General features: G+C 69.1%; 12 protein-coding genes and 2 tRNA genes. 13 read left to right on the plus strand and 1 reads right to left on the minus strand.

Features of this window, described 5'->3' with window-relative positions; genetic code table 11:
- Positions 1-168 precede the first annotated feature (168 nt).
- The 12 genes from dnaA to EUA94_RS10755 all read left to right on the plus strand — a co-directional run bounded on the left by dnaA (position 169) and on the right by EUA94_RS10755 (position 13,115).
- Entirely contained in the window at positions 169-1,608 is a 1,440-nt protein-coding gene (gene dnaA / locus EUA94_RS10705; RefSeq protein ID WP_129426870.1) for a chromosomal replication initiator protein DnaA, read from the plus strand.
- 403 nt (positions 1,609-2,011) lie between these two features.
- Positions 2,012-3,145, plus strand: coding sequence for a DNA polymerase III subunit beta (dnaN, locus tag EUA94_RS10710; protein ID WP_129426871.1), 1,134 nt, complete (start codon positions 2,012-2,014; stop codon positions 3,143-3,145).
- Positions 3,146-3,314: 169 nt separating this feature from the next.
- On the plus strand, positions 3,315-4,211 hold the full coding sequence (gnd, locus tag EUA94_RS10715; protein ID WP_129426872.1) for a phosphogluconate dehydrogenase (NAD(+)-dependent, decarboxylating): 897 nt from the start codon (positions 3,315-3,317) through the stop codon (positions 4,209-4,211).
- A 6-nt stretch (positions 4,212-4,217) separates the two neighbouring features.
- Complete coding sequence (gene recF / locus EUA94_RS10720; protein WP_129426873.1) at positions 4,218-5,357, plus strand: DNA replication/repair protein RecF; 1,140 nt, start codon at positions 4,218-4,220, stop codon at positions 5,355-5,357.
- Entirely contained in the window at positions 5,347-5,898 is a 552-nt protein-coding gene (locus tag EUA94_RS10725; RefSeq protein WP_129426874.1) for a DciA family protein, read from the plus strand. Before recF ends, EUA94_RS10725 begins: the two co-directional genes overlap by 11 nt.
- A gap of 305 nt (positions 5,899-6,203) precedes the next feature.
- Positions 6,204-8,357 carry a DNA topoisomerase (ATP-hydrolyzing) subunit B gene (gene gyrB, locus EUA94_RS10730; protein WP_422879896.1) on the plus strand — a complete coding sequence of 718 codons (2,154 nt, stop codon included), beginning with the start codon at positions 6,204-6,206 and terminating at the stop codon, positions 8,355-8,357.
- Positions 8,358-8,417: 60 nt separating this feature from the next.
- On the plus strand, positions 8,418-11,144 hold the full coding sequence (gene gyrA / locus EUA94_RS10735; RefSeq protein WP_129426875.1) for a DNA gyrase subunit A: 2,727 nt from the start codon (positions 8,418-8,420) through the stop codon (positions 11,142-11,144).
- Between the two features lie 3 nt (positions 11,145-11,147).
- Positions 11,148-11,708, plus strand: coding sequence for a DUF3566 domain-containing protein (locus EUA94_RS10740; protein WP_129426876.1), 561 nt, complete (start codon positions 11,148-11,150; stop codon positions 11,706-11,708).
- A gap of 112 nt (positions 11,709-11,820) precedes the next feature.
- A tRNA-Ile gene (locus EUA94_RS10745) sits at positions 11,821-11,894 on the plus strand.
- 44 nt (positions 11,895-11,938) lie between these two features.
- The gene (locus tag EUA94_RS22630) at positions 11,939-12,064 is read left to right on the plus strand and encodes a DLW-39 family protein (RefSeq protein WP_242494794.1); all 126 of its coding nucleotides are present in this window, start codon (positions 11,939-11,941) and stop codon (positions 12,062-12,064) included.
- 30 nt (positions 12,065-12,094) lie between these two features.
- Positions 12,095-12,170: transfer RNA gene (locus EUA94_RS10750), tRNA-Ala, on the plus strand.
- 225 nt (positions 12,171-12,395) lie between these two features.
- Positions 12,396-13,115 (plus strand): NYN domain-containing protein, encoded by a 720-nt coding sequence (locus EUA94_RS10755; RefSeq protein ID WP_165356857.1) that lies wholly within the window; start codon positions 12,396-12,398, stop codon positions 13,113-13,115.
- Positions 13,116-13,263: 148 nt separating this feature from the next.
- On the opposite strand, the gene EUA94_RS10760 is transcribed toward EUA94_RS10755, so the two are convergent.
- Entirely contained in the window at positions 13,264-14,889 is a 1,626-nt protein-coding gene (locus EUA94_RS10760; RefSeq protein ID WP_129426878.1) for a helix-turn-helix transcriptional regulator, read from the minus strand.
- A 95-nt stretch (positions 14,890-14,984) separates the two neighbouring features.
- Between EUA94_RS10760 and EUA94_RS22920 the strand changes: the two genes are divergently transcribed.
- Positions 14,985-15,809, plus strand: a complete 825-nt coding sequence (locus tag EUA94_RS22920) for a class I SAM-dependent methyltransferase (protein WP_129426879.1) — start codon at positions 14,985-14,987, stop codon at positions 15,807-15,809.
- Positions 15,810-15,814 lie beyond the last annotated feature (5 nt).

Raw genomic sequence — 15,814 nt, forward strand, 5'->3', positions numbered from 1 at the left:
TGACCTGCAGAAACTCCGGCGGGACCACGGACTCCGCAGGCCGGGACGTCCGATCGAGCTGGTCGGGCCGAGCCGTTCACAGTCTGTGGACAACTCTGTGGACCGCAGGTCGGCAGGGCGCCCGGTGTGAGCCTCAAGACACAACAGTGAAGAGCGAAGGCGGTCCGGGTGGACGACCAGCAGGTAGATCTCGGGACAGCGTGGCAGCAGATCGTCGAGGACCTCCAACCCAACCAGCGCGCCTGGCTGCGGCCGAGCGTCCCGGTCACGCTGCACGAGAACACCGCGATCATCGCGGTGCCCAACGACTTCACCCGCAACCAGCTCGAGGGTCGCCTGCGCAACCACATCGAGGACGCGTTGACCGAGGGCTTCGGTCGGGAGATCCGGATGCTCGTGACGGTCAACCCGGCGCTCGAGGCCGAGGCCCAGCCACAGATCGATGAATCGACAGATGGATCTGTCGCTTTGTCGACAAACGAGCCGATGTACGAGCCGCCGGTGCCGGCGGCCCGGGCTCCGCAGCACGAGCCCGCACCGAGCAGCGACGAGCGGCGACCGTCCGCGCTCGAGACCCGGCTCAACCCCAAGTACACGTTCGAGACCTTCGTCATCGGCTCGTCCAACCGCTTCCCACACGCGGCCGCCGTCGCCGTCGCGGAGGCGCCCGGCAAGGCGTACAACCCGTTGCTCGTCTACGGCGACTCCGGCCTGGGCAAGACCCACCTGCTGCACGCGATCGGCCACTACGTCCGCAGCCTCTACAGCAACGCCAAGGTCCGCTACGTCTCGAGCGAAGAGTTCACCAACGAGTTCATCAACGCGATCCGCGACGACCGACAGGACCGGTTCAAGCGGCGCTACCGCGACGTGGACGTGCTGCTGATCGACGACATCCAGTTCCTCGAGGGCAAGACCCAGACGCAGGAAGAGTTCTTCCACACGTTCAACACCCTCCACAACGCCAACAAGCAGATCGTGCTGACCTCCGACCGCGCTCCGAAGCGGCTCGAGGCGCTGGAGGACCGGCTCCGCAACCGGTTCGAGTGGGGCCTCATCACCGACGTGCAGCCGCCCGACCTGGAGACCCGCATCGCGATCCTGCGCAAGAAGGCCGCGATGGACCGGCTCACTGCGCCGCCGGACGTGCTGGAGTTCATCGCCTCGAAGATCCAGACCAACATCCGCGAGCTCGAGGGTGCCCTCATCCGGGTCACGGCGTTCGCCAACCTCAACCGCCAGGAGGTCGACATGACCCTGGCCGAGATCGTGCTAAAGGACCTGATCCCCGAGGGTGGCGAGCCCGAGATCACCCACGCGCTGATCATCGCCCAGACGGCCGCCTACTTCGGGGTCGCGCTCGAGGACCTCACCGGTCCCTCGCGTGGGCGGCACCTGGTCATGGCCCGCCAGATCGGGATGTACCTCTGCCGCGAGCTGACGAGCATGTCGCTGCCCCAGATCGGCCGCGAGTTCGGCGGCCGCGACCACACCACGGTGATGTACGCCGACCGCAAGATCCGGCAGCTGCTCGCCGAGCGCCGGGCCGTCTTCAACCAGGTCAGCGAGCTCACCAACCGGGTCAAGATGCAGGCACGCCAGTCCTGAGCCCGCGCCGTACGTGTCGCGACGGCGCCCGCGTGTGGAGAACATGTGGTTCGGGACGGCACTTCGTCCCCAGCCCCTGTGCACGCGCGGGGACGAACCACACGACCGGTCGTCGTCTCCACACGGCACGACGGCCTCTCCCGGCGCCTCCACACCCTTCGTACACAGGCTTCCAGACCCCTGACCTGCACGAACACGGGTTGTCCACAGTTTCCACCGACCCTATGACCACTACGTACCTCAACACTGCTCCGATCTCCCACCACCACTGAACACCCCCTCCTCTGGGGAGAACCTGCCGAGTTGTCGGGTGCGCGTGGCAGGATGCACTTCCCACGCGCCCGCGCGTGGCCTCTGTCTGCACGTCTCTTGCTCGCACCACCACTCCTCCGAGGAGAACCTTGTGAAGTTCCGCGTCGAACGCGACGTCTTCGCCGATGCCGTCGCCTGGGCTGCCCGCAGCCTCCCGGTCCGTCCCAGCTCACCGGTCCTGGCCGGTCTCCTCATCGAGGCGAGCGACGCCGGTCTGGTGCTCTCGACGTTCGACTACGAGACGTCGGCCCGCGCCACGCTCACTGCCGACGTCAACGACGAGGGCCGGGCGCTCGTCAGCGGCCGCCTCCTCGCCGACATCTGCCGCAGCCTGCCGGCCAAGCCCGTCGAGATGACCCTCGAGGGCCCCCGCGTCTCGCTGATCTGCGGCTCGGCCCGGTTCAGCCTCCAGACGATGCCGGTCGACGACTACCCGACGCTGCCCGACATGCCGTCGGCCACTGGCACCGTCTCGAGCGCCGACTTCGCGCACGCCGTCGCCCAGGCGGTCACCGCCGCGGGTCGCGACGACATGCTGCCCGTGCTCACCGGCGTACGCATCGAGATCGACGGCTCGACGATGGCGCTGCTCGCCACCGACCGGTTCCGGCTCTCGCACCGCGAGCTCACCTGGAACCCGCAGTCGCCCGACGAGTCGGTCGCCGCGCTGGTGCCGGCCAAGGTGCTCGGTGACACCGCCAAGTCGCTCACCTCCGGCGCTGAGGTCACCATCGCGCTCGCCGCGAGCGGTGCCGGCGAGGGCCTGATCGGCTTCGAGGGCACCGGGCTCGGCGGCGTACGCCGCACCACGACCCGCCTGCTCGATGGCGAGTTCCCCAAGGTCCGCTCGCTCTTCCCGGCCGAGCACCTGACGGTCGCCAAGGTCAACAAGGCCGAGCTGATCGAGACGGTCAAGCGCGTCGCGCTCGTCGCGGAGCGCAACACCGCCGTGCAGATGAAGTTCGGCGACAACCAGATCGTCCTCGACGCCGGCTCCGGTGACGAGGCGATGGCGACCGAGGCCGTCGACGCCGACATCAACGGCGACGACCTCACCACCGGCTTCAACCCGCAGTTCCTCCTCGACGGCTTGACCGCCATCGACGGGGAGTTCGTGGACCTCGCCTTCACCCAGGCCACCAAGCCGGTCGTCATCTCCGGCACCGACGCCGACGACGCCCAGACGTTCCGCTACCTGCTGATGCCCCGGCGACTGTTGAGCTGACGCCCCGTCGGCTGGTCGAGTAGCCGCGAGGAGCAAGTGGCGTATCGAGACCTCGCGATCATGTGGGTCTCGATACAGCACGTCGCGACCTCGTTCCTCGGTCGCGGTGCCACTCGACCTCCCTCGACACGCCGTGCACTCGTGCCTCGTGCACGGCTAGTCTCTGACTATGGAAATAGGACTCGTCGGGCTGGGCAAGATGGGCGGCAACATGCGCGAGCGCATGCGCCGCGCCGGACTCACGGTGGTGGGCTTCGACCGCAACCCGGACGTCAGCGACGTCGACTCCCTCGAGGCGCTCGTCGCGGCGCTGCCCAGCCCCAAGGTCGTGTGGGTGATGGTGCCCGCCGGCGACCCGACGCGGGCGACGGTCAAGGAGCTCGGTGGCCTGCTCGACGAGGGCGACGTGGTGGTCGACGGCGGCAACTCGCGCTGGACCGACGACATCGCCAACGCCGAGCTGCTGGCCGAGAAGAAGATCGGCTACGTCGACTGCGGCGTCTCCGGCGGTGTCTGGGGCCTGGAGAACGGCTACGCCCTGATGTACGGCGGCGACGCGGACGACATCGCCAAGGTGCAGGACGCCTTCGACGCCCTCAAGCCCGAGGGTGACTTCGGCTCGGTGCACGCGGGCAAGGTCGGCGCCGGCCACTTCTCCAAGATGGTTCACAACGGCATCGAGTACGCGATCATGCAGGCGTACGCTGAGGGCTGGGAGCTGCTCGACAAGGCCGAGCTCACCGACAACGTCACCGAGGTCTTCCGGTCGTGGCGCGAGGGCACCGTCATCCGGTCGTGGCTCCTCGACCTGATGGTCAACGCGCTCGACGAGGACCCGGGCCTCAGCAAGGTCGCCGGCTACGCCGCGGACTCCGGCGAGGGGCGGTGGACCGTCGAGGCCGGCATCGAGCACGGTGTCGCGACCCCGGCCATCACAGCTGCGCTCTACGCCCGCTTCGTCTCCCAGCAGGACGACTCGCCGACGATGAAGGCCGTCGCGGCGATGCGCAACCAGTTCGGCGGCCACGCCGTGAAGGCCTCCGCACCGAAGGCCGAGGAGAGCTAGACCCCCTTGCACGTCGCGCACCTGACCCTGCACGACTTCCGCTCGTACGCCGACATCGACGTCGCGCTCGAGCCGGGGGCGACGGCCTTCATCGGCCGCAACGGCCAGGGCAAGACCAACCTCGTCGAGGCGATCGACTACCTCTCCCGTCTGTCGTCGCACCGCGTCGCCACCGACGCCCCGCTCGTGCGGGCCGGCGCCGACCAGGCGATCGTCCGGGCGTCGGTCGTGAAGGAGGGTCGTACGGCGCTGCTCGAGGTCGAGCTCAATCCCGGTCGCGCCAACCGCGCCCGCATCAACCGCTCACCGCTGCCTCGACCGCGCGAGATCATCGGCCTGGTGCGTACGGTCGTCTTCTCCCCCGACGACCTGACCCTGGTCAAGGGGGACCCGTCCGACCGGCGCAAGCTCCTCGACGACCTGCTGGTGCTGCGTGCGCCGCGGCTGGCCGGAGTCCGTTCCGACTACGACCGGATCCTGCGGCAGCGCAACAGCCTGCTCAAGACCGCCGGCATCGCCCGCGGCTCCTCGCGCGACGCTGCGATGTCGACGCTCGAGATCTGGGACGACAACCTGGCCCGCGTCGGCGCCGAGATCCTCGGCGCGCGGTTGCAGCTCGTCGAGGACCTGCGGCCCTACCTCGGCAAGGCGTACGAGGCAGTCGCCCGCGGCGCGAAACGTGACGACGCCGACCTCGAGTACAAGGCCAGCATCGAGCTGGGTGACGACCTCCAGCAGGCGTTGCTCGACGCGATCGCCACGAAACGCAAGGACGAGCTCGACCGCGGCATCTCGCTCGTCGGCCCGCACCGCGACGAGCTGCTGCTCACCCTCGGGACCGGTTCCGGGCCCGACGACCTGCGGCTGCCGGTCAAGGGGTACGCGTCGCACGGGGAGTCGTGGTCGTTCGCGCTCGCCCTCCGGCTGGCGTCGTACGACCTGCTCCGCGCGGACGGCGACGACCCGATCCTCGTGCTCGACGACGTCTTCGCCGAGCTCGACGCCGAGCGCCGCAGCCAGCTCGCCGAGCTCGTCGCCGGCGCCGAGCAGGTACTGGTCACCGCTGCGGTCGCGGCCGACGTACCTGCGTCGCTCCAGGGCGTGCGCTACCTCGTGGCCGACGGAGCCGTGACCCGTGACGACTGACGACGACACCGAGGGCCAGGGCGAGCCGGCGGCCGAGCCGCCGGCGGAGCACCGGCCCGACGGCCTCGACCTCGCGAAGTCGGCCTCGCGCGCCGCGGCCGCCAGCGCCGGCACACCGGCGCGCAAGAAGCCGGGTCCCCGGCGGCGTACGTTCACCCGGTCCTCCGGGGCCAGGCCCGACGACCGCGACCCGCAGCTCCTCGACGATGCGATGGGACGGCTCATCGCGCGCCACGGCTGGGAGCTCGACCTCAAGGTGCAGGGGGTCTTCGGTCGCTGGGCAGAGCTCGTCGGCCAGGAGGTCGCCGACCACTGCACCCCCGAATCGTTCGAGGACGGCCGGCTCGTCGTCCGCACCGACTCCACGGCCTGGGCCACGCAGCTCAAGCTGCTCGCGCCCAGCGTCGTACGCCGCCTCAACGAGGACCTCGGGCACGGCACCGTGATGGCGATCGAGGTGCTCGGGCCCCACCTGCCGAGCTGGAAGAAGGGCAAGCTCAGCAGTCGCGACGGGCGCGGTCCTCGCGACACCTACGGATGATCGAGCGCCGCGGCGACGAGAGGCCTGATCTGCCGATCTGCGGGCCTCGCGTTGGTAGGGGGACCCACCGACCCCCCTGTTCGGCCCTCTGAACCGGCCTCATGTGGCCCCTGAGGGCCACTTTTTCCACCGATCCACCCCATCTGCGGGGTGGGTGCTTCGGTTGGAGGGCCCTGACCGGTAGTATGACAAGTCGAGTCGCACGCCTGGTTGCCCCTGCAACAGCCGCGACTCGACTCATGTCGAACGCCCGTCACGGGCGATGGGAAGAAGGCTATGCCTTGAGCGAAGAGAACGTCGAGAACATCCCGGATCCGACCACCGACTCGCCCCCCGCAGACTCCCCCACTCCCGCCGAGGCCATCGCCGAGGCGGTCGAGGCGGCGGTCGAGAAGCGCAGCAGCAACGCGGTCGACGAGGACTTCGAGTACGACGCCTCCGCCATCACCGTCCTCGAGGGCCTCGAGGCCGTCCGCAAGAGGCCGGGCATGTACATCGGCTCGACCGGCGAGCGCGGCCTGCACCACCTCATCTGGGAGATCGTGGACAACGGCGTCGACGAGGCCCTCGCGGGCATCTGCGACCGGATCGTCCTGACGCTCCAGGCCGACGGCGGAGTCCGGGTCGAGGACAACGGCCGCGGCATCCCGACCGACACCGCGCCCGGGCAGGAGATGCCCGCGCTCACCATGGCGCTGACGATGCTCCACGCCGGCGGCAAGTTCGGCGGCGGCGGCTACAAGGTCTCCGGTGGTCTCCACGGCGTCGGCGTCTCGGTCGTCAACGCGCTGTCGTCCCGCCTCGTGGCAGAGGTCAAGAACCGCGGCCACCTGTGGCGCCAGACCTTCCAGCTCGGAGTGCCCGACGCCGACCTCGAGCAGATCCGCCCGATGGAGGCCGGCGAGCGCACCGGCACGACCGTGACCTGGTACGCCTCGGAGGACATCTTCGAGTCCACCCACTACAACCTCGAGACGATCACCTCGCGACTGCGCGAGATGGCGTTCCTCAACAAGGGCGTGGAGTTCGTCGTACGCGACGAGCGCGAGGACGCCGAGTCGCGCGTCGACGCCGTCCAGGACGACTCGATCGACAACACCATCGACAACGCCGGCCACGACGCGATCAAGCGCGGCGAGGGCGGCGGCCTCGAGCAGGTCTTCAAGTACGACCGTGGCCTCGTCGACTACGTCGAGCACCTCAACCGCCGCAAGACCCTGGCCAACGCGACCGTGATCTCGTTCGAGGCCGACACCCCCGAGTCGGTCGAGAACCACATGAGCCTCGAGGTGGCGATGCAGTGGAACGCCTCGTACACCGAGTCGGTCCACACCTTCGCCAACAACATCAACACCCACGAGGGCGGCACGCACGAGGAGGGCTTCCGTGCGTCGCTCACCTCCCTGGTCAACCACTGGGGCGAGGAGTGGGGGCTGATCAAGAAGAAGGAGGACCGCGTCTCGGGCGACGACATCCGCGAGGGCCTGACCGCGATCGTCTCCATCAAGCTCGCCGAGCCGCAGTTCGAGGGCCAGACCAAGACCAAGCTCGGCAACACCGAGGCCAAGGGCTTCACCCAGCGGATCATGAACGACCAGCTCGGCGCGTGGTTCGAGGAGAACCCGGCCGAGGGCCGCGACATCGTCCGCAAGTCGCAGGCCGCCGCGAGTGCCCGCATCGCCGCCCGCAAGGCCCGCGAGCTGGCCCGCGGTCGCAAGGGCCTGCTCGGCGGCGGCGGCCTCCCCGGCAAGCTGAGCGACTGCCAGTCGACCAACCCGGAGGAGTGCGAGGTCTTCGTCGTCGAGGGCGACTCGGCCGGCGGCTCCGCGCGCCAGGGCCGCGACCCGCGCATCCAGGCGATCCTCCCGATCCGCGGCAAGATCCTCAACGTCGAGAAGGCGCGCATCGACAAGGTGCTCGCCAACACCGAGGTGCAGGCGATCATCTCCGCGCTCGGCACCGGCATCCAGGAGGACTTCAACCTCGAGAAGCTGCGCTACCACAAGGTCGTGATGATGGCCGACGCCGACGTCGACGGCCACCACATCAACACGCTCCTGCTGACGCTGCTCTTCCGCTTCATGAAGCCGCTGATCGAGCACGGCTACGTCTACATGGCGCAGCCCCCGCTCTACCGCCTCCGCTGGAACAAGCCGGCGGAGCACGAGTTCGTCTACTCCGACGCCGAGCGCGACGCGCTGCTCGCCGACGGGCTCGCCCAGGGCCGCAAGCTGCCCAAGGAGAACCCGGTCCAGCGTTACAAGGGTCTCGGCGAGATGAACGCCGACGAGCTCTGGGAGACCACGATGGATCCCGATGCCCGCCTGATGAAGCAGGTCACCCTCGACGACGCGGCCCAGGCCGACGAGATCTTCTCGATCCTGATGGGCGAGGACGTCGAGCAGCGCAGGTCGTTCATCCAACGCAACGCCAAGGACGTCCGTTTCCTCGATATCTAGGTCGCTAGCCGCATCTACGACCAGCCCTAGACATCGATAGAACGCAGGAGAGAACCAGACATGACCGAGATCCCCACGGACACCGGCGGCGGCAACGACGGCTTCGGCTTCGGCGACGAGCGCATCCAGCCGATCGAGCTGCAGACGCTCATGCAGCAGTCCTACATCGACTACGCGATGACCGTCATCGTCGGGCGCGCGCTGCCCGACGTACGCGACGGGCTCAAGCCCGTGCACCGCCGCATCCTCTATGCGATGTACGACGGCGGCTACCGCCCCGACCGCGGGTTCTCCAAGTGCTCCCGCGTCGTCGGTGACGTGATGGGTCAGTACCACCCCCACGGCGACACGGCGATCTACGACACCATGGTCCGCCTCGCGCAGCCGTGGGTGCTGCGCTCGCCGCTGATCAACGGACAGGGCAACTTCGGCTCGCCGGGCAACGACTCCGCCGCCGCCATGCGTTACACCGAGTGCCGGATGGCGCCGCTGGCCATGGAGATGGTCCGCGACATCACCGAGGACACCGTCGACTTCCGCCCCAACTACGACGGGCGTTCGCAGGAACCGACGATCCTGCCGTCGCGCTTCCCGAACCTCCTCGTCAACGGCTCGGCCGGCATCGCGGTCGGAATGGCGACCAACATCCCGCCGCACAACCTGCGTGAGGTCTCCGAGGCCGCGACGTGGGCGCTCGAGCACCCCGACGCCACGCGCGAGGAGCTCCAGGACGCGATCATCGAGCGGATCAAGGGCCCCGACTTCCCCAACGGCGCCCTGATCGTCGGTCGCCAGGGCATCGAGCAGGCCTACCGCACCGGTCGCGGCTCGATCACCCAGCGCGCCGTCGTCGAGATCGACGAGGACGCCAAGGGCCGCACCATGCTGGTCATCAGCGAGCTGCCCTACATGGTCAACCCCGACAACCTGGCGCTCAAGATCGCGGAGCTCGCCGACTCCGGCCGGATCCAGGGCATCTCCGACGTCCGCGACGACACCAGCTCGCGTACGGGCCAGCGCCTGGTCATCGTCCTCAAGCGCGACGCCGTCGCTCGCGTGGTGCTCAACAACCTGTTCAAGCACACCGAGCTCCAGACCAACTTCTCCGCCAACATGCTGGCGCTGGTCGACGGCGTGCCGCGCACGCTCCCGGTCGACCAGTTCATCTCCAACTGGGTCACCCACCAGGTCGAGGTCATCCAGCGGCGTACGCGCTTCCGCCTCGCCGAGGCCGAGCGTCAGGCCCACATCTACCGCGGCTACGCCAAGGCGCTCGATGCCCTCGACGAGGTCATCGCGCTCATCCGGCGCAGCCCCGACGTCGACGAGGCCCGCACCGGCCTCATCGAGCTGCTCGACATCGACGAGATCCAGGCGGACGCGATCCTGCAGATGCAGTTGCGGCAGCTCGCGGCCCTGCAGCGCCAGCGGATCCTGGACCGCCTGACCGAGCTCGAGCGCGTGATCGCCGACCTCGAGGACATCCTCGCCAACGAGCCCCGCCAGCGGCAGATCATCTCCGACGAGCTCAAGGAGATCACCGACAAGTACGGCAACGACCGGCGTACGCAGATCATCGCCGCCGACGGCGACCTTTCCATGGAGGACCTGATCCCCGACGAGGACCTCGTCGTCTCGATCACCCGCGGTGGCTACGCCAAGCGCACGCGCGCCGACCAGTACCGGCTCCAGAAGCGCGGCGGCAAGGGCGTACGCGGTGCGACGCTGCGCGGCGACGACGTCGTCCAGCACTTCATCGCGACCACCAACCACCACTGGCTGCTGTTCTTCACGACCGCCGGTCGGGTCTACCGCACCAAGGCGTACAACCTCCCCGAGGCCGCCCGCGACGCGAAGGGCGGCCACGTCGCCGGGCTGCTGAGCTTCCAGCCCGACGAGGACATCGCCCAGGTGCTGGCGATCCGCGACTACGAGCAGGCTCCCTACCTCGTGCTCGCCACCCGCACCGGCCTGGTCAAGAAGACCAAGCTCGGCGACTACAACAGCCCGCGCCAGGCCGGCGTCATCGCGATCAACTTCCGCGAGGACGACGACGAGCTGATCGGCGCCGAGCTGGTCGACGCGGACGACCACATCCTGCTCGTCTCCCGCAAGGGCCAGTCGATCCGGTTCCAGGCCGACGACGACCAGCTGCGGCCGATGGGTCGCGCGACGGGCGGCGTACGCGGCATGAAGTTCCGCGACGGCGACTCCCTTCTGTCGATGTCGGTCATCCGCGCCGCGCAGGTCGCGGCCGAGGAGGCCGTCGAGGGCGACGCGTCGGAGTCCGACGAGGTCAAGGAGCAGTACGTCTTCACGATCACTGACGGCGGCTTCGCCAAGCGCAGCCGGATCAGCGACTACCGCCTGCAGTCCCGCGGCGGCATCGGCATCAAGGCGATGTCGCTGGCCAACGAGGACCGCGGCGGCCTGGTCGGCGCGTTCATCGTCGAGGAGGAGGACGAGGTCCTCTCGATCACCAGCAATGGCCAGGTCGTCCGCAGCCCGATCGACGCGAACTTCCGGCCCACCGGCCGCTCGACGATGGGCGTGAAGTTCGTGACGCCGAAGTCGGGCGACTCGGTCGCGGTCGTGGCCCGCTCGGTGGAGGCCAAGGTCATCGAGGAGGCCACGGATCAGGTCACCGAGGGAGCAGCCGAGGCTGCTGTCGAATCGCCGGACGTCGTCGACGGTGCAACAATCGATGGTCAGGATGCTGTCGAGGCGCCTGTCGAGAGCTCGCTCGATGCGAGTGACCTCAGCCGCGACAAGAACACCGAGGAGTGATCCATGTCGGACCGCACCGCGCCCCCCGGTAGTGACGCAGCCCGTCGTGCCCCCGAGAAGGAACCTGCCCGCAGGTCCCTGACCGAGCGGCTGCAGGACACGATGTCCAACGCCGCCCAGGAGCACCGCGCCAGCGCGGCGACCGGGTCCTCGCGGGGCCGCCGCGCCTCGCGTACGCCGGGTCGGCAGCCGCGCCGGGCGCGCCTTCGGCTGACGCGGATCGACCCCTGGTCGGTCATGAAGACCTCGTTCCTGCTGTCTGTGGCCTTCGGTGTCGTCACCTTCGTCGCGATCTTCATGGTGTGGTCGGTGCTCGGTGCCGCCGGCGTGTGGGACTCGATCAACTCGGCCGTCGCGAGCATCGTCGAGGGCGACAGCGGCAACTCCACCTTCGACGTCACCGACTACGTCGGGATGTCGCGGGTGCTCGGCTTCACGCTCCTGGTCTCGGTGCTCGACGTCATCCTGCTGACGGCGATCGCCACCCTGACGGCCTTCCTCTACAACCTCGCGGCCGCCCTGCTGGGCGGCATCGAGGTCACCCTCGCCGAGGACGAGAAGTGAGTTCACTCCTCGCCGGTTGAGGTGCGAGCGCCAGCGAGCCCCGAAACCCCCTCGATTGGCTCCGCCTGACCGCGGTCAGGTAATCTTCGGCGTCGCCGCACAGCGGCACTGCGGGCCTATAGCTCAGACGGTTAGAGCGCTTCCCTGATAAGGAAGAGGTCGGAGGTTCAAGTCCTCCTAGGCCCACTCCATCCTTGTTCGTCGTCCCACCTTTCGCTGAGGAGAACCGCATGAAGAAGCTCCTGCTGGTCATCCTCGCCGCGGCCGGCGCCGCGATCGCGAAGAAGAAGATGGACGAGGGCAAGAACGAGCAGGCCCTCTGGGCCGAGGCCACGGACACCGTCCACAAGTCCTGACGCTCACCGGCGCTCCGCGCCGACCCTCACGGGGCCTTGGCGCAATTGGTAGCGCACCTGCTTTGCAAGCAGGGGGTTAGGGGTTCGAGTCCCCTAGGCTCCACCAGCTTCACCCACCCGCGCCTGCGCAACTGGTAGCGGGCTCCACCACTGTGTTGAGTTGCGACATGGGTGACAGCTGAGTCGCGACATGTGAGTCCGTTGGACGCCCGGGCCAGCGGCCCGGGCTTTTATGCGTGTTGCTTCTGATCCTGTTCGAGGAGGGGCGAGGCAAGACGCGTTGTCGCCTCGGCCGCCGTCCGGCGAGGAGAGTCTCTGCGAGGATCAAGCGATGAGTCAGCAGCCGCCGCACGTCAAGCCCACGGCGTCGGTCTATATCGACGGCCTGAACCTCTATCGGCGACTGCTGGCGGGGCGTCCCGAGCTCAAGTGGCTCAACGTCGAGGCGCTCGCTGAGCATCTGCTTCCTGAGTACGACATTGTGCGCGTCCGGTACTTCACGGCGGTGATCAAGGCGCTCCCCGGAGCGGATGCGACGTCCCCGCAACGCCAGCAGGTGTATCTCCGCGCGCTCCGAAGCCTTCCGCGGACGACTGTGGAACTTGGGAAGTTCCGGATCGACCCACGAGTGATGCCCGTGCACCCGACGGAGTGGGAGCCAGACGGGAGCCCGCGCCGGGTGCGGGTCAAGAAGACGGAGGAGAAGGGATCTGATGTCGCACTGGCGAGCCGGTTGCTCGTTGACGCCATGCACGGCGACGCGGACTTGTTCGTCGTGCTGACGAACGACTCCGATCTCGTCATGCCGCTCAGGCTGGTGCGCGAAGACTTGAATCGCGAAGTCGGTCTCTTGTCTCCGATGCAGCCCAAACGTGCGAGCAACGAACTCAAGCAGACAAACCCAACTCTTCACCGCCATGTCACGCCGGAGGCGGTGGCAGCATCTCAGCTCCCAGATGTCCTTCGGGTCGATGTCGGGACGTTCCACCGGCCTCGGAAGTGGTCCGGAAATTCCGAAGGCTCCGCCGAAGCGGAGCCTTCTAACCAGTAGCCGAAGCATCTGGGGGTGTATGTACACCGTAGCGCGGGCGAGCGCCGAGGACCGCAATTTGCGGCCGAGATCTCAGGGCTCCGGCGCTGGGACGCGATCTGGTCCCTCGCAGCGAGCTGTCCGCGGTGCGACCTTTGCTCCACCAGCTTCACCGCCTGTTCAGGCGGGCGGCGGCCTCCGTACGGTTGTGCACCCCCAGCTTGGTCAGGATGTGGCTGACGTGGTGCCCAGCCGTCTTCTCGGAGATGACCAGCGACGTCGCGATGGCGGCGTTCGAGAGGCCCTGGGCGATGAGCTCGAGCACCTCCTGCTCGCGGGGCGTGAGCGGCGCCAGGTGGCGTGCCCGGCTCCCGGCCGCCCCGGCCGTGCCGAGGAAGGCGTGAGCCGCCTCGGCGGACCGGATGGCACCGAGCCTCTCGAAGACCGCGAGCGCGGTGCGCGCCTCGTCCTCGGAGACGTCCGGAGCGTCGTCGAGGAGCGCCCGGGCCAGGTGCAGCCGGGCCTCCGCCGCGTCCACGGGCATGGCCAGGTCCGAGAAGCCGCTCAGCGCTGCGCGTGCGCGCTCCGCCGCGTCGGTCGTACGTCCTTCCGCGTGGGCGATGCGTCCGTGGGCCAGCTCGGCCTGCGCGGTCGCCACGCTGATACCTGACGCATGGGCGAGCTCGGTCAGCTCCTGGGCTGCGGCGCGGGCTCCCGTGAGGTCGGCGAGCTCCACCCGTGCCTCGACCAGGGTGAGCAGCACGCGGGCCCGCCCGACGACCCCGCCAGCGGCCTGGCGCAGTGCTCGTTCGAGCAGGACGACCGCCGTCTCCGGTCGGTGCTGCGCCAACCGGAGCAGGGCGAGCACGCGGAGCGCCGAGGGCGACTCCTCACGTCCTGCCAGCAGCGCCTCCGCCTCGTCCAGCCGGTCCTGGCCGAGCCGGAGCTCGGCGAGGGACGTCACCGACGGCTCCGCCAGCGCGGGCAGGCACCCTTCGAGGGTGACGAGCGACGTGTCGAGGGCCTGCTCCGCCTCGACCCAGTGCCCGGTCGCGAAGAGCACGTCCGCGTGCACGCCCCGACACGTGCCGAACAGGGGAGCGGCGGTGTGCGTACGGGCGAAGGCGTCGACGTGCTGGCACCACTCGTTGGCTCGCACCCAGTCACCGGCGCTGGTGCTGGCGAGGATCAGGTTGCAGTAGGCCTCGGCCAGCGTGTGGACGTTGCCCACCTGCCCGCCCGTCGCGCCGGCCATCGCCTCCTCCAGCAGGAGCAGGCCGTCCTCGACGTGACCTGCCTCGACGCGGGCCCGGCCCACCACGCTGAGGGCGAAGATCGCCAGGTCCCCGGCGTGGAACCTCCGGGCGATGTCGACCGCACGGAGGCCGTGGGCGATCCGTTCCTCGAGGTCAGTGGCGTGCCGTGCCTTCTCCACCGCGACCCAGCCGTGCCCCTCGCACTCCGACTCGGCGTCGAGGACCCGCTCCGCGCGACCCAGCCATCCCCGCGCGGCCGACGTACGACCGCCGACGACGTGCTGGTGGGACACCCACACGGCAGTGCGCGCGGCATCACCGCACCGGCCGGCTTCGGCGTACAGCTCGAACGCGCGTGAGCGCGAGTCGATCGCGGCGGCGACGTCGCCGAGGAACCACAACGCCAGCCCGAGACCCTCTCGCGCCTCCGCGGAGTCGTCCGCGACCAGGACCGTCTCGAAGGACTCTCGCGCCAGCGCCCACTGGGCCAGCGCCAACGCGCGTCGGCCGGCCTCGAGCGCGTCGGCCGGTGCCTCCATCGTCTGAGTGTAGGGACGGGATGGGGAATTCGCCCGATGTGTTCCGGGGGTCGACGGCGCGAGGGTGGAGGGACCACCACCCGAGAGGAAAGACCATGACCATCCAGACAGCCGACAGCGAGCTCAAGGCCCGACACCGCACCATGTGGGCATCGGGCGACTACCCGCACATGGTGGACACGTTCCTGCTCCCGCTCGGACCGCGCCTGGTCGAGGCGTGTCCCATCGAGCCCGGCACGCGCGTCCTCGACGTCGCAGCCGGAACGGGGAACGCCTCGATCCCGGCTGCGCAGCGCGGTGCGACGGTGACGGCCAGCGACCTGACGCCCGAGCTGCTCGACGCCGGCCAGGCCCGGCCGGAGGCCGCGGGGCTCGACCTCACGTGGGTCCCTGCCGACGCCGAAGCCCTGCCGTTCGACGACGCGGCGTACGACGTCGTGATGTCGTCGATCGGCGTGATGTTCGCGCCGCACCACCAGGCGGCGGCCGACGAGCTCGTACGCGTGTGCCGACCCGGCGGGACCATCGGCCTCCTGAGCTGGACTCCGGAAGGGATGCTCGGAGCGCTCTTCGCCACGATGAAGCCCTTCGCGCCGCCGCCGCCTCCCGGAGCATCCCCGCCGCCGCTGTGGGGCAGCGAGGAGCACCTGCGTGGCCTGTTCGGTGGGCGGGTCGAGCTCCACACGCTCGAGAAGCAGACCCTCGAGATCACCGCCTTCACCCAGCCCCACGACTACGCGGCGCACTTCAAGGCCTACTACGGCCCCACCATCGCGGTGCGTGCCAACGCCGAACGGGAGGGTCGAGCGGCGGAGTTCGACGCAGCCCTCGACGAGTTCTGCGACACCTGGAACCGCGGAACCACCGACGCGGCACGCTTCGAGAAGGAGTACCTCATCGCCGTCGGCACCCGCGTCTGAGACCG

The sequence above is a fragment of the Nocardioides zhouii genome (assembly GCF_004137345.1).
Classification (GTDB): Bacteria; Actinomycetota; Actinomycetes; order Propionibacteriales; family Nocardioidaceae; genus Nocardioides; species Nocardioides zhouii.